Source organism: Thermoleptolyngbya oregonensis NK1-22 (assembly GCF_032705245.1).
Taxonomy (GTDB): Bacteria; Cyanobacteriota; Cyanobacteriia; order Elainellales; family Elainellaceae; genus Thermoleptolyngbya; species Thermoleptolyngbya sichuanensis.
This window is the reverse complement of record NZ_CP053540.1, coordinates 532,412-555,680: the sequence shown is the minus strand read 5'-3', so window position 1 is coordinate 555,680 and position 23,269 is coordinate 532,412. Positions and strand designations below refer to the sequence as shown.

18 protein-coding genes are annotated in these 23,269 nt (G+C 57.2%); 12 read left to right on the top strand and 6 right to left on the bottom strand.

The genetic code is table 11. The features are described from left to right. The first annotated feature begins 127 nt into the window (after positions 1 to 127). From ntcA to HNI00_RS02370, 3 genes are all read left to right on the top strand, one after another. Complete coding sequence (gene ntcA, locus HNI00_RS02380; protein ID WP_172353241.1) at positions 128 to 799, top strand: global nitrogen regulator NtcA; 672 nt, start codon at positions 128 to 130, stop codon at positions 797 to 799. A gap of 219 nt (positions 800 to 1,018) precedes the next feature. Then, positions 1,019 to 2,443 carry a DUF3084 domain-containing protein gene (locus HNI00_RS02375; protein ID WP_316790338.1) on the top strand — a complete coding sequence of 475 codons (1,425 nt, stop codon included), beginning with the start codon at positions 1,019 to 1,021 and terminating at the stop codon, positions 2,441 to 2,443. A gap of 62 nt (positions 2,444 to 2,505) precedes the next feature. Then, the gene (locus HNI00_RS02370; RefSeq protein ID WP_316790336.1) at positions 2,506 to 2,955 is read left to right on the top strand and encodes a pre-16S rRNA-processing nuclease YqgF; all 450 of its coding nucleotides are present in this window, start codon (positions 2,506 to 2,508) and stop codon (positions 2,953 to 2,955) included. Between the two features lie 18 nt (positions 2,956 to 2,973). Here the strand turns inward: HNI00_RS02370 and HNI00_RS02365 are convergent, their stop codons facing one another. Together HNI00_RS02365 and HNI00_RS02360 are read right to left on the bottom strand one after the other, a co-directional pair. After that, positions 2,974 to 3,234, bottom strand: coding sequence for a DUF3146 family protein (locus HNI00_RS02365; RefSeq protein WP_068508581.1), 261 nt, complete (start codon positions 3,232 to 3,234; stop codon positions 2,974 to 2,976). 298 nt (positions 3,235 to 3,532) lie between these two features. Then, positions 3,533 to 5,098: a calcium-binding protein gene (locus tag HNI00_RS02360; protein WP_316790333.1), complete on the bottom strand. Its 1,566-nt coding sequence runs from the start codon at positions 5,096 to 5,098 to the stop codon at positions 3,533 to 3,535. Positions 5,099 to 6,043: 945 nt separating this feature from the next. On the opposite strand from HNI00_RS02360, the gene HNI00_RS02355 reads away from it, so the two are divergent. The 4 genes from HNI00_RS02355 to HNI00_RS02340 all read left to right on the top strand — a co-directional run bounded on the left by HNI00_RS02355 (position 6,044) and on the right by HNI00_RS02340 (position 14,057). Then, entirely contained in the window at positions 6,044 to 7,801 is a 1,758-nt protein-coding gene (locus HNI00_RS02355; protein WP_316790331.1) for an ABC transporter ATP-binding protein, read from the top strand. Positions 7,802 to 8,363: 562 nt separating this feature from the next. After that, positions 8,364 to 9,416, top strand: a complete 1,053-nt coding sequence (locus tag HNI00_RS02350; RefSeq protein ID WP_316790329.1) for a peptidylprolyl isomerase — start codon at positions 8,364 to 8,366, stop codon at positions 9,414 to 9,416. Then, positions 9,413 to 12,397 carry a type I secretion system permease/ATPase gene (locus HNI00_RS02345; RefSeq protein WP_316790327.1) on the top strand — a complete coding sequence of 995 codons (2,985 nt, stop codon included), beginning with the start codon at positions 9,413 to 9,415 and terminating at the stop codon, positions 12,395 to 12,397. The genes HNI00_RS02350 and HNI00_RS02345 overlap by 4 nt, the downstream gene beginning before the upstream one ends. A gap of 79 nt (positions 12,398 to 12,476) precedes the next feature. Then, a complete protein-coding gene (locus tag HNI00_RS02340; protein WP_316790325.1) occupies positions 12,477 to 14,057 on the top strand; it encodes a beta-barrel domain-containing protein in 1,581 nt (526 codons plus the stop codon). Here the strand turns inward: HNI00_RS02340 and HNI00_RS02335 are convergent. The 3 genes from HNI00_RS02335 to HNI00_RS02325 form a co-directional block, all read right to left on the bottom strand. Beyond that, the gene (locus HNI00_RS02335) at positions 14,054 to 14,977 is read right to left on the bottom strand and encodes an Npun_R2821/Npun_R2822 family protein (protein WP_316790323.1); all 924 of its coding nucleotides are present in this window, start codon (positions 14,975 to 14,977) and stop codon (positions 14,054 to 14,056) included. The genes HNI00_RS02340 and HNI00_RS02335 overlap by 4 nt on opposite strands. A gap of 31 nt (positions 14,978 to 15,008) precedes the next feature. Next, positions 15,009 to 16,025, bottom strand: coding sequence for an Npun_R2821/Npun_R2822 family protein (locus HNI00_RS02330; protein WP_316790321.1), 1,017 nt, complete (start codon positions 16,023 to 16,025; stop codon positions 15,009 to 15,011). Between the two features lie 197 nt (positions 16,026 to 16,222). Next, positions 16,223 to 17,242, bottom strand: a complete 1,020-nt coding sequence (locus HNI00_RS02325; RefSeq protein ID WP_420156282.1) for a glycosyltransferase family 10 domain-containing protein — start codon at positions 17,240 to 17,242, stop codon at positions 16,223 to 16,225. 528 nt (positions 17,243 to 17,770) lie between these two features. On the opposite strand from HNI00_RS02325, the gene HNI00_RS02320 reads away from it, so the two are divergent. From HNI00_RS02320 to HNI00_RS02300, 5 genes are all read left to right on the top strand, one after another. After that, positions 17,771 to 18,001 (top strand): hypothetical protein, encoded by a 231-nt coding sequence (locus HNI00_RS02320; RefSeq protein WP_172353225.1) that lies wholly within the window; start codon positions 17,771 to 17,773, stop codon positions 17,999 to 18,001. Then, entirely contained in the window at positions 17,974 to 18,567 is a 594-nt protein-coding gene (locus tag HNI00_RS02315) for a DUF1643 domain-containing protein (protein WP_316790316.1), read from the top strand. The genes HNI00_RS02320 and HNI00_RS02315 overlap by 28 nt, the downstream gene beginning before the upstream one ends. 178 nt (positions 18,568 to 18,745) lie before the next feature. Then, complete coding sequence (locus HNI00_RS02310) at positions 18,746 to 19,786, top strand: adenylate/guanylate cyclase domain-containing protein (RefSeq protein ID WP_316790315.1); 1,041 nt, start codon at positions 18,746 to 18,748, stop codon at positions 19,784 to 19,786. 169 nt (positions 19,787 to 19,955) lie between these two features. Next, positions 19,956 to 21,587 carry a SpoIIE family protein phosphatase gene (locus tag HNI00_RS02305; protein WP_420156281.1) on the top strand — a complete coding sequence of 544 codons (1,632 nt, stop codon included), beginning with the start codon at positions 19,956 to 19,958 and terminating at the stop codon, positions 21,585 to 21,587. Positions 21,588 to 21,590: 3 nt separating this feature from the next. Then, positions 21,591 to 22,025 carry an ATP-binding protein gene (locus tag HNI00_RS02300; RefSeq protein ID WP_068508568.1) on the top strand — a complete coding sequence of 145 codons (435 nt, stop codon included), beginning with the start codon at positions 21,591 to 21,593 and terminating at the stop codon, positions 22,023 to 22,025. A 219-nt stretch (positions 22,026 to 22,244) separates the two neighbouring features. Here the strand turns inward: HNI00_RS02300 and HNI00_RS02295 are convergent, their stop codons facing one another. Then, the gene (locus HNI00_RS02295; RefSeq protein ID WP_316790311.1) at positions 22,245 to 23,180 is read right to left on the bottom strand and encodes a ferritin-like domain-containing protein; all 936 of its coding nucleotides are present in this window, start codon (positions 23,178 to 23,180) and stop codon (positions 22,245 to 22,247) included. Positions 23,181 to 23,269 lie beyond the last annotated feature (89 nt).

Sequence of the window (23,269 nt, the reverse complement as noted above, 5' to 3'; positions counted from 1 at the left end):
GTTCAAAACCCAGAAAACTTATCGCAAGTGCGTAATTCCTGTCAGTCCTGTCTCGGTCATATTTCGGTCATATTTCGGTCATATTTCGGTCATATTCGCTCCCTGAGGGCACTGGGAATCGAACGGTATGGTTGCCTCACATGAAAAGCCTTTAGCAGATGTGTTTCGCCAATTGAGCGGCGGTGCGTTTCCGCCGATGGTAGAAACCTTTGACCGGGGAAAGACTATTTTCTTTCCGGGCGATCCGGCTGAGCGAGTTTATTTCTTGCTCAAGGGCGCGGTGAAGCTGTCGCGAGTCTATGAGGCGGGCGAAGAAATCACCGTGGCGCTGCTAAGAGAGAATAGCGTGTTTGGCGTGCTGTCGCTGATTACGGGGCAGAAGGCAGACCGATTCTATCATTCCGTGGCGTTTACCCCGGTGGAGTTGCTGTCGGTGCCGATTGAGCAAGTCGAAAAGGCGCTGAAGGAAAATCCCGACCTGTCGATGCTGATGCTGAAGGGGCTGTCGTCGCGGATTCTGCAAACCGAAATGATGATTGAAACATTGGCCCACCGAGATATGGGGTCGCGTTTGGTCAGCTTTTTGCTGATTTTGTGCCGCGATTTTGGTGTCCCCACGTCTGAAGGTATCACCATCGACCTGAAGCTGTCTCATCAGGCGATCGCCGAAGCAATTGGCTCGACCCGCGTGACGGTGACGCGACTGCTGGGCGATCTGCGCCAGGATCGGATGATCTCCATTCATAAGAAAAAGATCACGGTCTACAACCCCGTAGCGCTGAGCCAGCAGTTTACCTAAAAGCACAAATCAGGGGGTAGGGCTAAGGGAAATCGCCTCACTCTGGGGTGCTTGCGAAACAGGGGGCAGGGGCAACGGCTAGCCGCGTGGGGCGACTATCCATCTGGGCTGAGCCTGTCGGAGCATTTTTGCGGTGTTGCGGTATCCGGGCGACTGCGAGCTACGCCGTTCAACGGCACAATTGCAGTATGGTGTAGCTGAGTGTGAGTTTTATCGGCGATGACCACCGGGCTGGTCTTGATTGCGGCAATTTTGGTGCTGGGGGCTGTGGTGGCCACGGTGGGCGATCGCCTTGGGATGAAGGTGGGCAAGGCTCGCCTCAGTTTGTTTGGCCTGCGTCCCCGCCAAACCGCCACGCTGATCACCGTGATGACGGGGATTCTCATCTCGGCGATGACCTTCGGCATTTTGTTTGCCGTGGATGACCAGTTGCGGACGGGTGTATTTGAGCTAGAAGACGTGCAGCAGGAGCGAGACGCAGCGCTGGCAGAACTCAACCAAGCGCAGCAGCAAACCGCCGAAGTGCAGCGACAGCGCGATCGCGCTGAACGAGAACAACAAGCCGCCCAGCGTCGTCTGCGCCGCACTAACGAGTCCTTGCAAGCGGCGATCGCCCAGGAAACCCGCACCCGTGAGGAATTGCAAAGCACCCAGTCGCAGCTCAGCAGCGTTGCTGCCAACTATCAGCAGGCGCAGACTTTGCTAACAGACGTGTCGCAGCAGGCCACCCAGCTTCGTGCCGAGATTCAGCAGCTCCAGGCCGATCGCCAGCGCCAGCTTGCCCAGCGCGACCGAGACGTGGCCGAGCGCGATCGCCAGATTGCCGAACGCACTGCCCAAATCCGCGAAAAAGAATTGCAGTTGGATGACCTAGAAGCCCAGCGCAGCGCCCTACTGGCAGAAGTGCAAACCCTGGAGCGCGAATTTCAAGGGCTGCGCCAGGGCAGCGTGGCGGTGTTGAGAAACCAGCCGATGGCCTCCGGTGTAGTGCGCGTGATCACCCCAGAGGCTGCTCCCAGCGCCGTCAATCGCCTCCTACTAGAGGCCAACCGCTTCGCTAGCCAGCGCATTCAACCGGGCACGGTGAATGTAGACAAGCAGGTGATTCAGATTACCAACGCCCAGGTGGAGCAATTGATCAATCAAATCCAGGACGGCAAAGATTATGTCGTGCGGATTTTGTCGGCAGGCAATTACATCATTGGCGAACCCTGCGTCTTGGCGGGCGAGGCTTGCATCCAGGTGTATGTCAACGCTGCGCCCAATCAGGTGGTGTTTCGAGAGGGCGATTTGATAGTCACGATTGCGCTCGATCCCACCCGGATGCGAGACGAGGAACTGGTGCAGCGCGTCAATCTCCTGATTGCCAACGCTCAGTTTCGCTCGCGACAGGCTGGGGTGCTGGGCGATGTGCTGCAAATTGCGGACGGACAGACCGAGGCTGTGGTTAGGTTATTGCAAGATATTCGAGCCTACGGTCGCCCGGTGGAACTCCACGCGATCGCTTCTGAAACCATCTTCACCGCTGGGCCTGTCCGGCTCGACCTGGCTGCCGTACAAAATGGTCGGGTCCTGTTCAGCACGGACAGCAGAGTCAACACCACACCGCCCCCGCAGCGATCGCCCTTCGCGCCAACGAACTAAACCGCCCTGCTGCCGACTAAACCGCCCTGCTGCCGTTTGCCTTTCACCCCTGCCGTTTGCCCATGTCCTATTCCACTTCTGCAACTGAAGCCCTGGGGCAGCCCGTCATTCTGGGGTTCGATCCGGGTCGGCAAAAGTGTGGGCTAGCGGTGATGGGGGTCGATCGCAACCTGTTTATGCATCAAGTCGTCGCAGCAGAGCAGGCGATCGCCACCATTCAGGCGCTCCGCCAGCAATACCCGATTTCGCTGCTGGTCATGGGCGATCAAACCAGCGCCCGCCATTGGAAACAATCGCTGAGCGAAGCCCTCATCGACCCAATCCGCGTAGTCATGGTGGATGAACGCTACTCGACGCTGGAAGCCCGCGATCGCTACTGGCAAATGTATCCACCCAAGGGACTCCAGCGCCTGTTGCCCCAGGGAATGAGAACGCCGCCACGTCCCATCGACGATATTGTGGCAATCTTGCTGATTGAGCGCTACCTCGATCGCCTGTCTGAGCCAGTTTAGACGCGGCCGGGCTAGGCTTCAAATTTCTGCCCGAATGGTAAATGAATAGTCGCCGCCCAGTTCTAGCTGATAGTCACTGCGCTCCAAAAAGCGCTCCAGGGGGTCTTTGATCAGCGCCCGCCCCAGCGACGGCTGCACAATCAGTTGCCCCTGCCGAAAGCACCACTGGAACTGCCACTCGTAGGCATTCGCCCGCACCTCGCCCTCAATTTTGCCCTGCTGCCAGGATTGATGGGTAATCCGAACGTAGGCGGTGGTTTCAGGAAGGCGCTTGCTCATCGAAGAAGGAAGGGGTCAAATGCTTTCCACTATAGGCACGGGGTCGGCGCAAGTTCAAGGGCGATCGCCATCAACCTCAAAAAACATTTAGGACTTACGCAGTTGGACAATTTCTCGCGGGCTGCACCCAGAAGAAATCGCCCAACTGCATCAGTCCTACACCCAAAAGAATGCTGCACAAACCCGTCACACAGGGTTTATGCAGCAGTTTTAGTGAATTCGCGCCGTCAACATCTAACGCAAGAGACGAAAGACTAGACGAACAATGAAAAGGCGGGCATGAAGGGGCGATCGCCCCTTACACCACAAAATCGCAGGAGCTAAGCTGGCTCACGGCGATTCCTTCCAAAACCGCCAGCGTATTGAAGAACTTACCTGCTTGCTTGCCATTCCTATCAATTTGAACCAGCGTATTTCCCTCACGTTCGATCAACCGAACAAACGTGTTGAGCCGCTGATAGTTGCTGCGTCCTGCAACCTGGAAAGGAGCGCGAGCAAAGATGCGCCGCAGGTCAATTACGTCAACCCCTGGCTGATAGTTTTGGATCAAATCCGTTCCGTGATTAACCCGACGATAGACAAACATATCGCGGTCTGGGCCACCGATGAGCGTGTCATTTCCTGCACCGCCAACAATCGTGTTCTTACCGCCGCCGCCATTGATCACGTCGTCGCCTCGTCCGCCCACCAGAAAATCTCGCCGTGGGCCACCCGTCAGGATGTCATTACCCTGTTGACCGCGGAGGATGTTCTGCCGCTGACGCACTTGCAATACATCATTCCCCCCGCCACCAAACATCTCAAAACCGCCGCCGGGTCTGTAGCCTGCCCGGTTAAACTTGCGGGCCCTTGCAGGGGAACCTGCGGCTGCGGCTCGCCAACTGCGAGGACGGCCAGGCTGTGTAGACACCAGTTCTACCGTCAGCGTGTTGGGCCCATCGGTTAGCGTCAGCGGCTGCAAGCGACGCAGTCCTCTAGGCGTGAGGAAAGGGACAGGCGTGCCGTTTCGGCATCTCAGCGGAATTGCTGAATTACCCGTTTGACCATCCCCCACAATCACATCGCCAGGAAGCGTCCCAGGGCCGCCAGGGCCACCACCATTGCCGCCGCCATTGCCGCCGCCGCCATTGCCGCCGCCGCCATTACCGCCGCCGCCATTGCCGCCGCCGCCATTACCGCCGCCGCCATTGCCGCCGCCGCCGTTACCGCCGCCGCCGTTGCCGCCACCACCGTTACCGCCGCCGCCAGGATCGATGATGGGGCCACCGCCACCACCACCAATCAGGCTGCCATCTAGTCCTTGTTTGAAGTTCAGGAAGTTTTCGGCGGGAGTGTTATCTACAAAGGTGTAGGTAACAGTTTGCGTGGAAATAAGGGAATTGTAAAAATTCGTTAAAAACGTTGGGTCTTGGGTTAGGAACCAGCCCGTGTCGAGTTCTTCGTTCGCAAAGCCAATATCGGGTCGAGGAGAACTGACAGGGGTTCCCAAGCCATTTGTAGTAATGGTTGCTACGTCGCTCCAGTTGCCAATCTCAAATCCATTGAGCAAAAGGAAGTTCTGATTAAAGTCAAAATCGTCTTGTGGCGGAGCAGGTGCATTATCACCGTCAAACAGGGTGATGCGGACTGCAACCCGGCTCAGCCCGCCGCCGAGCGTATTGGTAAAGGTGGGGGTTAGCCCGGTCTGGGTGCCGATGAGTTGCTGGCTAGTGGTCACTGTACCTTCGTACAGTTCGGATGCGGCGAGCTGTGCAACCACACGCTGACCGTTAGTGCCGATTAGGTCGAGAACGATACCACCAATGATGGTGACACCGCTGGGCAGAGCACCGCCTGCGGGAGAAACATTAGGATCGATTGCCATGAAATTTTAAACCCTGGTAACAAAAAACAAACGTCAATAGAGCATGACTCAAATGCTGAGGTCAATCGCTGAGATCAATCACTGAAGTCAATCTCAGAGGGAACGATGTCTGTTGCGTTTAACCCTGGGGTTACGACACCAGACATTGGGTAGACAGCAAACTTGGTATGAGCGCAGTTTTCGCGAACTCGCTCTAGTTTTCTCATGCTGCTTTTCGATCGTGAATCGCCAGTAGATTGCCTGATTTTTTGAAAACGCGAAACTGAAAATGCGAGAGAGGAGCGCTTAATCCTCTGTTTTTTCGCGGCCTGCGTCTATCGCAGGCTCTCGAAACAACTCAAACAGTTTATATTGCCAGTACCCGGTCATAATAGAGCTATGTCCGTATATTCTAGGAGACTTTGTTCTTTTTTCTTTACATTTCAGCTTGATTTCGGCATAAATTGCGAGTTTTGGCAGAGGTATTCCAACTAGAGCCTCTCTCTAGGAAACTTACTAGGCAACTTGGAGAAGGGCTGAAATGCCTGATTTGCAGGCGTTCTCTGTAGATGTGTATGTGGAAATTCTTCGAGCTACGCTGAATGATTGACAGACTTGATAGGCTAAGAAAATGTGAAGAACTCAGCCTATTCAGCCATTCGTCAACCGTAATTTGCCTGATGTGTGGATCTGGAACTGGGGGGCGATCGCCCTCAGAGCATCTCTTCCGAAAGTCTCCAACGTTTTTCCTTTTGCTGCTATGAGCCTGGGGCGATCGCCTCTATCGCCACGCCGTTGCTTCCTGCCCCCGGTTTCTGGTTCAGTGGAGTCAGGACTGACGCACTGGCGACAAGCTCCTTAGATTTTGGAGAATTTCTCGCAGGCACAGCCCACAAGAAATTGTCCAACTGCATAAGTCCCAGGCGTATTTGGGATATTCGGAATATTGACTTGGCTAGATTTACTTTGGATTCTCGGTCTGGCTATCGGCGACTGCTGCCCTATCTCAAACCCCACTGGGGAACTGTGGTTCGGGCGTTTTGCTGCACGCTAATCTTTACGGCAGCATGGCCGCTGCTGGCATGGCTGGCGGGGCGGCTGCTGAGCTTTTTGGTGGCGGGGGACGTGCGATCGCTGGCGCAAATGGCAGGCATCGTGGCGGGCGTGTTTTTGGTGCAAAAAATCGCCCAGTATGGGCAGGATGCGCTGATGGCCAAGGCTGCCTTGGCGATCGCCCTCGACCTCCGCACCCGCACCTACGCCCACCTGCAAACCCTCAGCCTCGGATATTTTGAGCGGGCCCAGACGGGCGACCTGTCCTATCGCCTCACGGAAGACATCGACCGCATCGGCGAGGTGGTCAACAAAGTGTTTCACGACTTTACGCCCTGCGTCTTGCAGTTGGTTTTCGTGTTTGGCTACATGGTGTATCTCAACTGGCAGTTGACCCTGGCCAGCTTGGTGATGGTACCGCTGATGGGGCTGCTGATTAGCTGGTTTGGCGATCGCATGTTGAAGATTTCGCGCCGCAGCCAGGCCCTCGTCTCCGACCTATCTTCCCTGCTCACGGAAGTGTTTAGCGGCATCCGCCTGGTGCGGGCCTTTGCCGCCGAAGATTATGAAATTCGCCGCTTTGCCCGCGAAGCCGAGCGCAACCGTCGGGCAAAATACGCCGCCGCCTGGCTCAAGGCAGTGCAGTATCCCGTGGTGGGCTTTATGTACGCCGTCAGCGTGCTGCTGCTGCTGCTGCTGGGGGGCTGGCAAATTTCGCAGGGCAACCTGACGGGCGAACAGTTTGGCAGCTACGTCTTTGCAGTGGCGATGCTGGTAGACCCGATCGCCCACCTCACTGACAACTACAACGAGTTCAAGCAGGGGCAAGCCTCGGTCGATCGCATTTTTGAACTGCTGGACGTGGAACCCGCTGTCTACGAAGCCCCAAACGCCCTCGTGCTGCCGCCCGTCACAGGCAAAGTGGAATACCGCAACGTCAGCTTTGCCTATCTCCAGTCAGGGGGTGGGAACCAGGATTCTGCTCTCGCTTCATCACCCGTCCTCCACCAACTCAGCCTGCTGGCCTTTCCTGGCGAGGCGATCGCCCTAGTCGGCCCCTCCGGCGCAGGCAAAACGACGCTGGTGAACCTGCTGCCGCGCTTTTATGACCCGCAGCAGGGGCAAATTTTGATCGACGGCGTGGATATCCGCACCGTAACACTGTATAGCCTGCGGCGGCAGATCGGCATCGTCCCCCAGGAAACGGTGCTGTTTTCCGGCACGATCGCCCAAAACATCGCCTTTGGCCAGACCAATTACGAGCGGCAAGCAGTGGTCGAAGCCGCAAAAATCGCCAACGCCCACGCCTTTATCTCCCAATTTCCCGATGGCTATGACTCGTGGGTGGGTGAGCGCGGCGTAAACCTGTCGGGCGGGCAGCGCCAGCGAATTGCGATCGCCCGGGCCGTGCTGCTCAACCCGCGCATTCTGATCCTAGACGAAGCCACCTCTGCCCTCGATTCCGAATCTGAAGCGCTGGTGCAGGAAGCGCTGGAGCGGCTGATGCAGGGGCGCACTGTGTTCATCATTGCCCATCGGCTGGCCACCGTCCGCCGCGCTGATCGCATCCTTGTGCTAGAACAGGGGCGCGTGGTGGAATCCGGCACGCATACAGAACTCCTGGCGCAAGACGGACGCTATGCCCAGTTCTATGCCCAGCAGTTTGCATAGTGTGCGTCGCAGTTTGCATAATTCAGCCTAACGGTAGGACTTACGCAGTTGGACGATTTCTCGCGGGCTGCGTCCCCAGCGAAATCGTCCAAAACCCAAAGAGCTTATCGCAAGTGCATAAGTCCTAAACGGTTTGGCTTAAGGGGTTGTATGCTTCAGCAGCTTGCCCGTCCCCTGCACAAACCGTGCAAAAAACCTGCGAGCAACCATCCTGCTGGCTAAATCTTCTGACTGAATACTAAAAAGTAGAGAACCGTCCAAAATTTGGGAATGCTATGCCCAGCAACGCGCTGTATCCGTAAATATTCGTCCAGAGATTCACCGAAGGTTCATGGGTCAAAGCTAAAAGTTTTCGTAACTATCCTTTGATTTCCAACTCTGGAAACCCATAATCGAGGTTGGGGTTGTGTGACTGGGATTATGAACCTGGAATTGCATGACTGGAGGTGTATGACTGGAAGTGTATGACTAGGCTGGGGCTAAGGATGCGTAGCTAGACACCAAACGCCTGATAGTTAACCATGACGCATCAGGGTTTTCCGCTGTTGATGGATGGATTTGCATGGGACACGTATTGCAGATTGGGAATCGGTCGGTCACATCAGAGGAATTGCCGTCGCTGCTGGCAGGCTATCAAATGCTGCCGCAGTTGGTGCAGGAAGTGTTGATTGATGAGGCGATCGCCCCCATCACCTGCGCCGAAGAAGAACTCATCGGGGCCCGCGAACAGTTCTACGCCCAGCACCAAATCGTAGACGAAGCCACCCGTCAGCAATGGCTGAACCGACACGGCATGACCCTAGCTCAGCTCGATGCCCTGGCCACGCGATCGCTCCGCATCGAGAAGTTCAAAGAAGCCACCTGGGGAGCCAAGCTCGAATCCTACTTCCTGGAGCGCAAGAGCAAGCTAGATAAAGTCATCTACTCGCTCATCCGCACCCAGGACATGGGCATCGCTCAAGAAATCTACTTCCGCGTTATGGAAGGCGAACAGAGCTTCGCCGAACTTGCCCGCACCTATTCTCAAGGGCCCGAATCCCAGACCGACGGGCTGATTGGCCCGGTGGAGCTAAGTGTGCCCCATCCCCAACTGGCTCATATGCTCTCCATTAGCCAGCCAGGGCAACTCTGGCCGCCCCACCGCATCGGCGAGTGGATTGTGATCATTCGTCTGGAAAAATTCATCCCTGCCCAGATGGACGAGCAAATGCGCCGTCGCCTGCTCAACGAGTCCTTTAGCCAGTGGCTCCAGCAGCAGTTGGATGACGTGTCGCTGAGTCCTCTGGTGGATGCGCTATCGGCGGATGCACTTGCTGCCGAATCCCTGCCCACCGCCGAACCCAGCGAGCCTCCTGCGGCAGACGCATCCTCCCAGCCGCCAGCCTCCTCGTCCCCTGGCACACCCGCAGAGCCACCTGCCAAGCCCGGAGCGCCCAAGCCGCCCTCTGGCGCAGCAGGCGGACAAGGCAACGGCGGACATCCCCCCGCTGCCCAACCCCAGCTCGTGCCGACCTCGATTTTGCTGAGTGTGCCCGATCCGAAAGCCGTAAAACCAACCACGTTATCGTCTTCCCCGCCTGCTGCCCCCACCGTTGCCCCCATTGTTGAATCATGACGTTTACCCAAAACCTTCCCAAAGAGACGGTTCAAGAATTTCTGGCAACGGTCTTTCCGTTTACCCAGCTTTCTAGCGCGGCTCTGGCTCGCCTACTCGAACAGGTTCAGCCCTTCCGCTACAAGATGGGGCAGGCAATTTTGGTGCGCGAAAAAATGCCCGCCCAGGTGACGATTTTGTACGAAGGGCAGGCGCGATCGCTCGGCTATGACCCCCGCACCGACAAGCCCACCACGCTGGGGCTACTGCAACCGGGCGCAGTCTTGGGGGCGGTCAGCCTGATGCGCGGCGTGGCCTGCGAAACGGCGATCGCCTCCGAGGAATCTATCTGCCTGACGCTGCCAGCCCGCGTCTTCCTAGATCTGCTGGAAAAAGAGCCAGCCGTCGCCAGCGCCCTGTCTGCCCAGGCTGCGCCGATTGAGGTGTTTGATCTGCTGGGGGAAGAACTGTCGCGCCAGGCCGACGGCACGCTGGATCTGAAGGCGTTGACCCACGCAGGGCTATCTCAGGCAGAGGTGCGCCGCATTCCGCCGGGAACCTTTGCCACGCACTCGCTTCAGCGCGATCGCCTGTGGCTGGTCAGCAGCGGCGAAATTACGGGCTACCCTGTCGGCAGTCGGCTTAATCTGGGGCTACTCGACGAAATCGAGGTGACGGGCGAGAAACCCGCGCGGCTGGTCAGCTTTCCGCTATCTCTGTTCCGCCGTTCTGCCCCAGAAGCCCCGCAAGACACCAATCAGGCAGACGCAACCCTTGGAGCGCTCGATATTCCCTACGCGCCCGAACGCCCAGAGGAACTGGAACCCGTCATCATCGACAGCAAGGGCAAAGCAAAGGAATACCCCATCGTGCGCGGGCGGGGGCAGCTAGAAGCGACGATGGCCTGCTTCCAGATGCTTTGCCAGCACTTGAATCTGCCCTTCCGCCGCGATGTGGTGCGCCGCATTTTGGTGAACCAGATGGAGCGCACGGGCGGGCTGCCGCTGGATCTGTGTGGGGCGATCGCCGAATTTATGGGTCTCAGCGCCCAGTTGGTCACCGTACCGGCCCAATCCGTCGGTCGCCTGGAAGCCCCCGCAATGGTGCGCTGGCAAGATCGCCCCGTGCTGCTCTACAGCGTCAGCGAACGGGAGATGGTGATCGCCGACCCAGAACTGGGGCTACTGCGCCGCAAGCCGTCGGAGTTTGCCGCCACCTGGGGCGAACAGGGCGACGTGCTGCTGCTGCGGGCCACCAAGCAAACGCCGCAAAAGCGCTTTAACCTCAGTTGGTTTTTGCCCTCGGTGACGAAATATCGCGGTGTGCTGCTGCTGGTGTTTCTCGCCTCCTTCTTTGTGCAGCTTTTTGCCCTGGCCAACCCGCTGATGATCCAGGTGATCATCGACAAGGTGATCGTGCAAAACAGCCCCGACACGCTGCAAGTGCTGGGCATTTTGCTGCTGCTGCTGGCATTCTTTGAGGCGCTGCTGGGGGCGCTGCGAACCTACCTGTTCGTAGACACCACCAACCGCATCGACATGACGCTGGGGTCGCAAATTATCGATCACCTGCTGCGGCTGCCGCTGCGGTATTTCGAGAAGCGTCCTGTGGGCGAACTCTCCACCCGCATTGGCGAACTGGAAAATATCCGCTCTTTTATGACGGGCACGGCGCTGACGGTGGTGCTGGATGCCTTCTTCTCCGTTGTCTACATCGTCGTCATGCTGTTCTATAGCCCGCTGCTGACGCTGGTGGCGCTGGCGACGATTCCTTTCTTCATTGCGCTGGCGGTGATCTTTTCGCCGATTATCCGCAACCAATTGCGGGTCAAGGCGGAACGCAACGCCGAAACCCAGTCTTATCTGGTGGAAGTGCTGGGCGGCATCCAGACCGTGAAAGCGCAGAACATGGAACTGCGATCGCGCTGGCAGTGGCAACAGCGCTACGCCCGCTACGTCAGCGCCGGATTCACCACGGTGCAAACTTCCACCTTTGCAGGCTCCCTCAGCAACTTCCTAAATCAGCTTTCGGGCTTGCTGGTTCTCTGGGTGGGCGCGTATCTGGTGCTAAAGCAGGAGCTTAGCCTGGGGCAACTGATCGCCTTCCGCATCATCGCAGGCTATGTGACGAGTCCCCTCTTGCGCCTAGCCCAACTCTGGCAAAACTTCCAGGAAGTGGGCCTGTCGATTGAGCGCCTCAGCGACATCGTGGACTCCGCCCCTGAAGCCGACGAGCTAGATAGGCTCAATATTCCCATGCCGCCGATCCAGGGCGAGGTCGCTTACGAAAACGTGTCTTTCCGATTTGGTACGACCGGCCCGCTCCAACTCAGCAATATCAACCTGGAATTTGCCCCCGGCTCCTTCGTCGGCATTGTCGGCCAGAGCGGTTCCGGCAAGAGTACCCTGATGAAGCTGCTGCCTCGCCTCTATGACCTGGAATCGGGGCGCATCCTGATTGACGGCTACGACATTACCAAGGTAGAACTCTATTCTCTGCGACAGCAAATTGGCATTGTGCCCCAGGACACGCTGCTGTTTGACGGCACGGTGCAGGAAAACATCGCGCTGAATGCCCCGGATGCCTCCGCTGAGGAAATTATCGAAGCGGCCAAAGTGGCGGCGGCCCATGAGTTCATTATGGGTTTGCCGAATGGCTATAACACCCGCGTTGGCGAACGGGGTGCGTCGCTTTCGGGCGGTCAGCGCCAGCGGATTGCGATCGCCCGCACGGTCATGCAGAATCCGCGCCTGCTAATCATGGATGAAGCCACCAGCGCCCTCGACTACGACTCCGAGCGTCGCGTCTGTATGAACCTGGCGGAGCATTTTCGCGGCCGCACCGTCTTCTTCATCACCCACCGCCTCAGCACCATCCGCCACGCCGATCTAATTCTTATGATGGATCAAGGCTCTGTTGTGGAGCAGGGCACCCACGAAGACCTGATGGCCATGCGCGGCCGCTACTATTGCCTCTATCAGCAGCAGGAAGCGCAGCTTTAGAGATAGCCAGTTCTAGCCAGTTCCCAGCTTTACTGCTAGCGCTCCTGCATCCCACCCCTTCTCCCCTTTCCCCCACCCCATGACTCAGACCTCCCCCAGACATAACGGAAACAGAGCCGCCAACGGTTCTGCCAAGACTCCGATTCAGCCGGAGGAGACGGAACTGGTGCTGGTATCCCCAGACGAAGAAACAGGAACCCAGTTGCCGTCGCAAAAGCAGGTACGGGCCCAGGCGTTTGACCAGCCCGTGATCTTGCAGCAGACCTCGCTGTGGTCGAAGCTAGTGGTCGGCAGCATCATCGGCGTGACTTCGGCAGTGCTGCTGTGGGCGGCCGTGGCGCGGATTGAGGAAGCGGTGCCTGCGACGGGCAAGCTAGAACCGGGCGATCGCGTTCAGGAGATTCAGGCTCCTGTGGGCGGCGTGGTTCAGGAAATTTTGGTAGAAGAAGGCGAACGAGTCCAGCAAGGACAGGTTCTCATCCGCTTTGACCCAACAGCCGCCGCCGCCCAGCGCCGTTCGTTGGAGCAGGTGCGCGATTCCTACTTAGCCGAAAACCAGTTCTACCGCAGCGCCCTCAGCGGCATCTCTCTAGAGCCATCCAACCAGCCCCAGAGCATTCCCCCCGAAATGCGGGCGCTGCTGACCAACCGCGCTGCCCTTGCCTCGGAGACAGCGCTCTTTCGGGCGCAGGTCTATGGCGGCAATGGCAGCTTTTCTGACGAAGAGCGGATTCGCCTGTCGGCAAACCAGCTTGAGGCACAGTCCCGCGCCGCCGCCGCCCAGCTTGAAGTGGCCCAGCTCCAGCAGCAGTTAATCCAAACCCAGGAGCAGCTTGCCACCGCCCGCCAAACGCTGGCCATCGACGAAGGCATTTTGCGCGATATCGAGCCGCTTGCAGAACAAGGGGCACTCTCACGGATTCAAATGCTGCGACAGCGCCAGCAGATGATGGATCGCAGGGCAGAGGTGAATCGGCTCACGCTAGAACAGCAGCGGTTGAGTTTAGCAGTGGATCAGGCTCGTCAGCGCCTTTCCAACACCGTCGCCACCACCAGCACCGACCTGCTGGCCCGGGTTGCCGACAACGAAAAGCGGATTGCGGATATTGACAGCCAGATTAACCGGGCGATCGTAGACAACGAGCGCCGCATCGCCGAAATCAACAGCCAGCTTAGCCAGACCGAACTCACGCTGAAATATCAGGAGCTTCGCGCCCCCATTGATGGGGTGGTGTTTGACCTGAAGGCGCGGGGCATTGGCTTTGTGGCTAATACGAGCGAGCCGATCCTGAAAGTCGTGCCCACAGATAACCTGCTGGCTGAGGTCTACATCACCAACAAAGACATTGGCTTTGTCAGCGAGGGTCTGCCTGTAGACGTGCGAATCGACTCCTTCCCCTTCAGCGAATTTGGCGACATCAAGGGAGAAGTGGTGAATATCGGCGAAGATGCGCTGCCTCCAGACCAGATTTACCCCTTCTATCGGTTTCCTGCCAAGATTCGGCTGGATAGCCAGACCTTGAAGGTGAATGGCAGAGAAATCCCGCTCCAGTCGGGGATGGCGGTAACGGCTAACATCATTACGCGCGATCGCACGGTGTTGAGCATTTTCACCGATCTGTTCTCGCGCCGCATCGAGAGCATCAAAACCGTCCGCTAGGATTGCCAGGGCAAGCGGAACCGAAATTTGGGCGATCTGGGCGATCGCCGTTTTGACTCATTCCAGTCATTCAAGTCGCGGTAGTGCTGCCACAGCGCCCAGTAGGGACACCCCGGCTGGAGCCGAAAGCCAGCCCAGTGAAGGTATTGCAGCGGCTGATTCATATTCGGGTCGAACAGTCGCCAATCCCGCTGGCGAAACTTGCTGCCGGCCCAGCTTCCCGGTGCGCCGCCGGGTCGATGCACCAGGTTAAACCGATTGGGAATTTGCTTTAGCACTAGATAATTAATAATCGGCTGATCGGACGTTTTTTGGCTAAAGTCGAAATAATCAGGACGCGCCGCGCATTCTGCCAAGATAGCCTCCCAGTCTGAGGCAGAAATCAACCCGGTTTTGCTGCCCCAAAAGCCACAATTAAAGATTTCCGCCAGGACGCTTTCGCTAAACCCTGGAGCCTCTAGAATCGCCGGAGTGAACACATTTTGAATGCCGCCGCGATGCTGATAGTCGCAGCAGATAAAGTCGTAAGTCTGCAAATACTCTAAAACCGCAATAATGCGTTCAAACACCACAATATCGGTGTCGATATAGAGAAAGCGACCGGGTTTTCCAAACCATGCCGCCTGCTTGCGAAACTGCTGCGGCCGTGCAAAAAAATCGCTGCCAAACATTTCCTCAATCGTGGCATCCAGCCATTCCAAAATGGTCAAATCGGGAAACAGCGTCACTCCAAAGCGATCGCCCAAAACCGCCGCCGCCTCCTTATATTTGTCGTTGTAGGGAATCAGCACGACGGGCGTTTCAGGATCATAGAGCCGAATGCTGTTGAGCAGGGCGATCGCCTGATCCAGCACGCGATCATTGCCCAAAATATAAATTTGATCCTGATGATCCTGATCTTGCTCCTTTGGTTTATTCATCCGCCCACCGAATTCAGACTCCTCATCTTCTCTATCCAAACGCTAGCCGCAGCTTTTTCAAGATTCGTTTCACGACCCCAGGCTTTGCCAAAACCCTCTTGCCACGAAACTTCGGACGCTTTTCCGGTTCATGCAAATAGCGATAGTGTAGGAAGGTTTCTCGGTAGGGAAAATCCACATTTCTGCCGCTACAAAGTTGATTGAACAGATCGGCAGATAGCCCAATGTAATGCAAATAGGTCAGCGGATGTCCGCGATCGTAAACCCGGCCCGCCTGCTCAACAAAATGGCTGGAGGTGACGGAATTTCCTGTTGCCTGTTCGGGAGGCAAATGCAATGCCAGGTTATGAATTGAAAACGACGCGCCTTCACGCTGAGCAAGCCGCATGGTCATGTAGTTCAAAACTGACTGATTGGGCGCATTGGGATAGAGAATTTCTGCTTCTCCTGCGGCAAGGTGCTGCAAGAGCCAGTCGCGCTGTTCTGCTGAAAATGCACCCCGTCTTCCCGCAAAGCACCCTGCACAAAAGATAGCGCGATGAATCTCAGCGGGGCTAAACACTTCCGACAATTTTGAAGCAGTCACATCAAAAATGTGAGACGGATCTTTGTGCTGAAAGTCGTAGGTGACGAGTGCATGGGAATCGAGCGCTGCAAAGAAGATTTGGGGTGAATTGAGCAGCAGCGTATCGGCATCTAAATAAAGAAATCGGTCGAATGGCGAACGCCCATCAAACGCCGCATAGCGTCGGTTGGAGGTGAGTCGATAGACATCAGCAATCCCCTTCTTGCGCCAGGTGGCGATCGCCGTTGGGTGTGCCTGCCATACCTGCCGCGAAAACGCCTCCCACGGGGCAAACAGCGCCGGATCATCCAGCAGCCTCACCTGGGGACGAGGGGCGATCGCCGCCCGCACATTCGTCAGACGGTCGTCGTAGGCAATCACCGCCACGGGCATCTCGCGCCCCGCATGAACCTCAATGCTGTTCAGCAGCGCCACCAGTTGGTTGCACACGACATCATTCGCCAGCGTATAAATGCCGTCCATTCAGCCCCTTGATATCAGTTTCCCCCAAGCGGAGCGACGAATGAAATGACTGGAAGCCCCACAGACGATTGACTGGCACTTGACTGACTGGTACTTGACTGACACTTGACTGGCACTTGACCGGCACTTGACTGGCGCTCCAAAACCGCAAATCCAAAATCGAGCATCGATATGATTCTCTGTATGCCCGAATCTCTTTACGCCCGAATCCCCAGCGCTTCTATCCTCACTGCCAGCCAGTTTAACAAGTTCAACTCATGCAGAATAACCTGACGCGCCTCGGCGATCGCCTCCTTTGCAGCGTACCAAGCTTCCGGCGTGGCGGTGATGTCGCGGATGTAGGCAATGCCACGCTCATCCAGGCTGGGCAGCCGCAAAAAACTGCCAGGGGGCAGCAGCCGATCCGCCGCGCCACCGCCGTAATAAATCGGCAAGCTCCAGGCTAGCAGGGCATCCCACAGCTTCTCGCTCACGTACCACTCGTTGTCGGCAAAGTTTTCAATCGCCAGGTTGTAGGTGTAAGGGGCGATCGCGTGCCATTTATCCGCCACCGGGCCAAACGTGCGGGTCTGCCCCCGGTTCACCTGCGCCCAGTCTGGCAAGCCCCGCCCGTACAGGTCAAAGGGCACGTCGCTGGCTTGCAGCCGCCGCAGGAAATCTAGCCGATGGCGATGATTGGCTGTGCGGTCGATGCCCGACGTGATCCAGCTACAGGGGCGGCGCTTTGCGGGCGGCGGCGCGGCTTGCAAATAGTCAAACGGCTGCGACACATACCAGATAGCAGGCATAGGCTCCGACACGGGTGCAAAGTCGTCGGGCCCAGACACCACGCCACACCACTGCTGCGCCCGTCGATAGGTGTCGATTCGCGCCTGTTGCTTTTCGGGAAAGGGCGGCTCCCGGCAGGAAAACAGAATTTGTTCGGGGGAGAGCGATCGCACTTTCTGCTGAAATTCTCTGACCTGCCCCGCATTGCTGGGCTGCGCCTTCCGCCACGGCCAGCGAAATCTTCCTGCTGGTGCAGCGTCGTCAGCTGCGTCGCGGGGAAAGTCGTGGAAGTTATACAGCAGCAGCCCGTCGGGATTGGGGCAATTCGCCAACACCTGAATTCCCTTCCACTGCCCAAAGGGGTGCGGACTCTGCCGCCACAGCCAGTCCCACGGCGGCGGACGGAGGTCAGCATAGCTGCTGATCATGCCAATGGTGACGCTGCCCATAGAAATCAGCCCCTTTGGGGTGTCCAAAGAATTACCGTGCTACGACACGGCGCATCAAATCGTACAGCAGGGTCGGGCGTGCTGTCCGCTTCAGAGCGACTCATACGCTGCTCCATGCAGAGGCTCCGTAGCAGAGGCTCCGTAGCAGAGGCTCCGTAGCAGAGGCTCCATACTGCGTAGCAGAGGCTCACATAACTACGTAGCAGAGGCTCACATAGCATAGGTTCCACAGCACAGGCTGCATACATAGACGTTGCTTATATTACATATAAGAGTTAAGTATGTTTTCAATTCAAGACCACCCCATTTTCAGGAAGATAGAGTGGGATCAGGGAACTCCATAGGGATGCCCCACCGTCAGGCAGAACAACTGTCAGACAAAACAACCGTCAGGTATAACAACCGTCAGGCACAGCAGAAGTGGAACGCTCCCTGAGAACATCCCTTCTAGGAGACTCCCTTCTAACAGTGTTCCTCGACGTTTGTGGGGGTTTTTCCGTTTTTGATATCGAGTGTTTGATTTGGATCATGTTGCAGCAAACTGAAAATTTTGTCTCTCGCGATCTCCAGTCCACCCTAGACCAGATCGCCTCCGGTGCCAAAGACCGCAAAGATGAAATCGTAGATCTGCTCAGTAGCGAACAGCCCAAAAAGAGCCGTCAGATTGATGCCGTCTTTGATCGCTGCATCTGGTGGGAAGGCTGCTACTATTGCCAGGACGAGCAGGGGCAATGGCAGCGCGTCAAGTGTTTTATGTAGAAGATGTAGAAGACGCTCACACACTGCAAACCACTCAGCCAGCCGTTCGGCCATCTGTCCAGCCAGAAGTCCAGCCAGCGGGGGCAACCTTTGACCTGTCTGGGCGCTATCGATACACGCTGTGGCGCGTGTGGGACTTTGCCGCTCCTCGCGTGGCGTTTGTCATGCTCAATCCCAGCACGGCCGATGCCGAGCGCAACGACCCAACGATTCGCCGCTGCATTGGGCTGGCAAAAGCTTGGGGCTACGGCGGGCTGGAGGTGGTGAATCTGTTTGCCTATCGGGCAACGCGGCCCCAAGACCTAAAGCGGGTGGATGATCCGATTGGGGAGGCGGGCGATCGCCCCCTCATCGCCGCTGCCGAACAAGCAGCCCAGATCATTCTCGCTTGGGGAAACGGGGGGGCGCTCTATCAGCGCGATCGTGCTGTGCTGGCACTGCTGTCGGGCTATCCGCTTCACTGCCTGGGCCTCACCCAGCAGCAACAGCCCCGCCACCCGCTCTACGTACCCAGCGGAACCGTCCCCATCCGCTATTCGCCACACAGCGAATGTACCCAAGACTGACGTAGCAGCCCGCGAGAAATCGTCCAACTGCGTAAGTCCTATCCAAAATCGATATGGGCAAACCAGCAACCCAGCAATGCTGTTACGAACTGCGTGGATTCTGCTGAATTCCTGTGGACGTGCTTGTAGAACAGGGAAAGGTAGAGTAAATCCGCCCTCTTCCTAAAGCGCCTCCCCTATGCCCTTGCTCTACTATCTCCCCGACGAGCGCTGCGTCGAAACCGAGGAAACCGACACTATCCTCGCCTCCTCGCTCTATGCAGGCATTCCACATATTCATGTGTGCGGCGGCAGTGCCCGCTGCTCCACTTGTCGAGTGTGGGTGCTGGAAGGTCTGGAATACTGTTCCCCGCGCAACGATGCCGAAGATGGTCTGGCCAAGCGCCTTTGTTTTGACCCGAAGATGCGCCTGGCCTGCCAAACCCAAGTCCTGGGCGAGGGCAAGGTCACGGTGCGGCGACTGGTGGTGGATGCCGAAGACATGTCGCTGGTCGAGCAGCAGCTAAGCGGGCAGCGCAGCGCTATTGGCGAGGAGCAAATGCTGGCGGTTCTATTTGCAGACTTGCGGGGCTTTACCTCCTTTGCAGAAGTGTTGCCCGCCTACGACGTGATTTACGTGCTAAACCGCTATTTCAGCCGCATGGGGCAAATCATCGAACGCTACGGCGGCATCATCAATAACTACATGGGCGATGGATTCATGGCGCTATTTGGCTGGAACTGCCCCGATCGCCCGGTGGAGCGAGCCGTCCGCGCCGCGTTAGACATGCAAACCGCAATGGAAGCATTTAACGCCTACCTGGAAACGCTCTATCAGCGCCAGCTCAAAATTGGCATTGGCATTCACTACGGCTCGGTGGTGGTGGGTGCGGTGGGCGCGTCTCCCAAGAGCCAGCAAATTACCGCCATTGGCGACACGGTGAATCTGGCCAGCCGGATTGAAGCCGCCAACAAAGCGGTGGGGACTAGTCTCCTTGTTTCCGAGGCAGTCTATCAGCAGGTGCAGCCGCTGGTTGGCTTGGGTCGCCAGTGCGACATGTCGCTCCCTGGCAAGAGCGGCGAATATCGACTGTACGAAGTGATCGACATTGTGCCCGATGTAACCGGGGCGATCGCCCTCCTGGCCCAATCCTGCCAACCCCAAAAGCCCTCCCGCTTCCGACGTGTCTGGGCCTGGCTGCGTCAGCTAGGGAGACGGATGATCGGCGTGGGAGAATAGGATGAAGAGACTGTAATGAGCCAGCCACTCCTCTGATAGCGATCGCCTTCCTCTGGGTACTTTGGGTGTAAGAGCGTGAACCCTGGAGAATGGCGATTTGGCGATCGCATACGACCTACAACAATCCGTGCAAAACAAATCCCCGGTAGAGCGAAACAAGTTGCGGCTGATGGTGGTAGACGACGAAGCCGACAACCTGGATCTGCTATACCGCACGTTTCGGCGCGACTTTCAGGTGTTTCGAGCAGACAGCGCCCTGGATGCGCTCAACCTGCTGGATCAGGTGGGTGAAATGAGCATCATTATTTCCGACCAGCGGATGCCCAAGATGAACGGCACCGAGTTTCTCAGCCATGTCGCCCGCCAGTTTCCCGATACGATTCGGATTCTGCTTACGGGCTATACCGATGTTGAGGATTTGGTAAACGCGATCAACGCGGGCAAGGTGTTCAAATACATCACCAAGCCCTGGAACCCAGAAGACCTGATGACCGTGGTGCAGCAGGCCGCCGATACCTATCGCGTGGTCAAACAACGCACCAATGAGCTGCATCGCGCCCTGCGGCGGGAGTCCATTTTCAACAAAGTTTCCACGGCAACCCGCGAATCGCTGGACTACCAGAGCATGATGCAGCGGATCGCAGAGGTGCTGGGGCAAACCTTTGGGGCAACCTGCGTGCTGCATCCAGTGGAGCGAGATTCAGACGGCGTGCTAACGGGCGACGGCAACGCCTATCGCCTGCTGCCCGACCTGTTCAGCTTCAGTTCTAACTCCAGTGAGGAGATCAGTCCGTTGCTTCTGCCCAATGATGCGCTGCTGGCCGCTTTGCAGAGCCGTCGGGTGCAGCTTTCGGAATCAGACGAGCAAGGGATCCGGCTGGCGCTGCCGCTGGTCTATCAGCAGGAATTGTTGGCGATCGCCAGCCTCCACCGCCAGGGACAGGCGATCGCCTGGTCAGAAGAAGACCTTGACCTAATTCAGGAAGTAGCAGAACGAGTCGCCCTGGCTATTTCCCAGGCCAAGCTGTATCAGCGCATCCAGCGACAAACCGAGCAAATGCAGGCAGAACTGGCCGTCGCTCGTCAAATCCAAACCAACCTGCTGCGCCAGAGCTTGCCCGAACTGGACATCGCCAAAATTCAGGCTTGCTGCCACCCAGCGCGGGAGGTCGGCGGCGACTTTTTCGAGGTTTACGAGCATCCCCAGGGCGACCTCTGGCTGGGCGTGGGAGACGTGTCGGGCAAGGGCGTTCCGGCAGCTCTGTTTATGGCCAGCGCTATTTCGGTGCTGCGGCGCGAAATTTATCAGGAAAACCCGCCCGATCCGGCTCAGGTCATGCAAAACCTAAACCGCAGCCTGATGGATGATCTGGTGAGCAACAACTGCTTTATCACGATGGCGCTGGCCCGCTACAGCCCCGCCACGCAAGAATTGGTGTATGCCAATGCAGGGCACATCTACCCGATGGTTTGGTCGGTTAACAAGCCATCGGCTGAACCGCTATACCTAAAAGAAAGGGGGGTGCCGTTGGGCATCTTGCCCATGTGGAAGGCGATCGCCGGCCGGCTGACGCTAAACCCAGGCGACCTGCTGCTCCTCACCAGCGACGGCATCACCGAAGCCACCCTCGCTCACCCACACGCTGCTGGCAACAGCCTGATGCTCGGCCAGCAAGGTCTTTGGGAACTGCTAAAACAACAGCCCCAACCACTTGATTTATCCAAGCTGCTTTCCTGCATACAGTCACAAAGCCATGCCCAGGAAGATGACCAAACCATACTCTCGCTGGAGGTTCTGTAGTCCATGAAAACCGAGTTGCATATTCCCAGCGACCTGAAGTTTCTGCAAGTAGTCGAAAACTGGCTGCTCAATTCGCTGGAACTAGAACTGGGCGATTTGGTGGACTGGAGCCATCAGTCTAATCGGCTGCGGCTGGTGCTGGTGGAGGCTTACTCCAACGTCGTGCGCCACGCCCACCGCGACCAGCCCAATCTGCCCGTGCTAATCCGCCTAGAGCTAATCGATCGAGATATCCACTTGGAAATCTGGGATCACGGCCAGGGCTACGACCTTTCCACCTATCTGCCGCCTGCCCCAGATGATATGCAGGATGGCGGCTATGGCTGGCTGATTTTGAATCGCCTGATGGACAAGGTGGAATACCGCCTCCAGGTAAGCGGGCGCAATTGCCTGAAACTACAAGCGACCCTACCAGAAAAAGCGGGGGTGGAAGGGTAGGTGATCGGGGATCAGGGGCGATCGCCCCGCCTGAAAACGACTAAACGACGAAGCGCTGGATACCCTTTCTCAGGGATTCACCCAAGCGCTTGCCCAGAGAGAGCAGTCCAAACGCTTCGTCCGCCTCGCCCAAATTATGCCGGTTCACTGTACTAGTCGCTGTACTAGTCACCGTGCTTGGACTTCCGCACTTGCGCTAGTCCTGTGTGCCCAAGGGCGCTAATTGGCCGCAGCGTTGGCAGCACTAGCCTTGTTAGGCTGCGGCTTCTTGCCATTGACATCCCGCGTCAGCCCGCTCAGGAACATCGGCACAAACCGTTCCACAAATGCCTGCGGATCGCGGTTCCAGACTCGCTGGATTGCGTCGAGGCGGGTGCGCTGGAGGTCGGGCGACAGCAGACTTTGGGGCAGGCGCTCCATCAAATATTGCGGGCGCTGCCACGCGGGCAGGGTGTTGGCAATATCCAGCAAATGACCCACCCGACGCAGCTCAGCCCCGGCGGTAATGTCCATGCCCGACTCAAACGCAGCCTGCTCAATCGCGGCGTGCTTGCGCTTGGCGTGTTCGACCTTGGCGCGATGCTCCGGGCTTTTGTCGGCCATTTGGGCTAGCCAGCGGTTGCCCCAGCGGACGTGGGCGGCTTCTTCAGGCAGAATGCGCTCCAGGGTTTCCCGAATCTTGACGTTTTCCTCGGTCTGCGGTGCGTGCTTAAGGGCGTGGATATGACCCGAAAAGTATTCACAGCCGCGCTTTTCGGTCACGTTAATGGCCGCCAACGATGAAATCACAAAGTCATCCAGGCTCTCAGGGCTAGGCGACTCCTGATCGAGCAATCGCTCAAATTCTTCGATATAGGACATGCCAGGGGGCGTGCCTACGCTGCTGCCCAGGTCTACCAGCAAATCCGTCAGCCACATGGCGTGGCGAGCTTCGTCCGACACATGCCGCGATAGGTCTTTGACCAGTTCGGCGGGCTTCCCATTCAGTTGTTCGATCAGGGTAGTCAGGTCTTTGCAACTCCGCTGTTCACTGTAGCGATAGCGATTGAGCGTGATCAGGTGAATGTCGCGATCTCGAACCACTTGTTTCATCACGTCACGGGCGCTGAGGCTGCCCAGGGAGCTTTGCAGCTTGCGGGGGTAAACGACTGTCATAGCGAAGAGTGAGAAATTGTTGACTTTTGTAAAAACTGCCTAGATCCTAACCCAGGTTCCCAAAATGCGGAAAACCCCTATGATTCTGG

Coding starts and splice junctions, on each gene's coding strand:
- HNI00_RS02375 (WP_316790338.1), top strand. CDS start 1,019: ATGACCACCGGGCTGGTCTTGATTGCGGCAATTTTGGTGCTGGGGGCT.
- HNI00_RS02365 (WP_068508581.1), bottom strand. CDS start 3,234: ATGAGCAAGCGCCTTCCTGAAACCACCGCCTACGTTCGGATTACCCAT.
- HNI00_RS02360 (WP_316790333.1), bottom strand. CDS start 5,098: ATGGCAATCGATCCTAATGTTTCTCCCGCAGGCGGTGCTCTGCCCAGC.
- HNI00_RS02330 (WP_316790321.1), bottom strand. CDS start 16,025: ATGGACGGCATTTATACGCTGGCGAATGATGTCGTGTGCAACCAACTG.
- HNI00_RS02295 (WP_316790311.1), bottom strand. CDS start 23,180: ATGACAGTCGTTTACCCCCGCAAGCTGCAAAGCTCCCTGGGCAGCCTC.
- HNI00_RS02315 (WP_316790316.1), top strand. CDS start 17,974: ATGGCAGCGCGTCAAGTGTTTTATGTAGAAGATGTAGAAGACGCTCAC.
- HNI00_RS02345 (WP_316790327.1), top strand. CDS start 9,413: ATGACGTTTACCCAAAACCTTCCCAAAGAGACGGTTCAAGAATTTCTG.
- HNI00_RS02335 (WP_316790323.1), bottom strand. CDS start 14,977: ATGAATAAACCAAAGGAGCAAGATCAGGATCATCAGGATCAAATTTAT.
- HNI00_RS02310 (WP_316790315.1), top strand. CDS start 18,746: ATGCCCTTGCTCTACTATCTCCCCGACGAGCGCTGCGTCGAAACCGAG.
- HNI00_RS02305 (WP_420156281.1), top strand. CDS start 19,956: ATGGTGGTAGACGACGAAGCCGACAACCTGGATCTGCTATACCGCACG.
- HNI00_RS02320 (WP_172353225.1), top strand. CDS start 17,771: ATGTTGCAGCAAACTGAAAATTTTGTCTCTCGCGATCTCCAGTCCACC.
- HNI00_RS02350 (WP_316790329.1), top strand. CDS start 8,364: ATGGGACACGTATTGCAGATTGGGAATCGGTCGGTCACATCAGAGGAA.
- HNI00_RS02340 (WP_316790325.1), top strand. CDS start 12,477: ATGACTCAGACCTCCCCCAGACATAACGGAAACAGAGCCGCCAACGGT.
- HNI00_RS02370 (WP_316790336.1), top strand. CDS start 2,506: ATGTCCTATTCCACTTCTGCAACTGAAGCCCTGGGGCAGCCCGTCATT.
- ntcA (WP_172353241.1), top strand. CDS start 128: ATGGTTGCCTCACATGAAAAGCCTTTAGCAGATGTGTTTCGCCAATTG.
- HNI00_RS02325 (WP_420156282.1), bottom strand. CDS start 17,242: ATGGGCAGCGTCACCATTGGCATGATCAGCAGCTATGCTGACCTCCGT.
- HNI00_RS02300 (WP_068508568.1), top strand. CDS start 21,591: ATGAAAACCGAGTTGCATATTCCCAGCGACCTGAAGTTTCTGCAAGTA.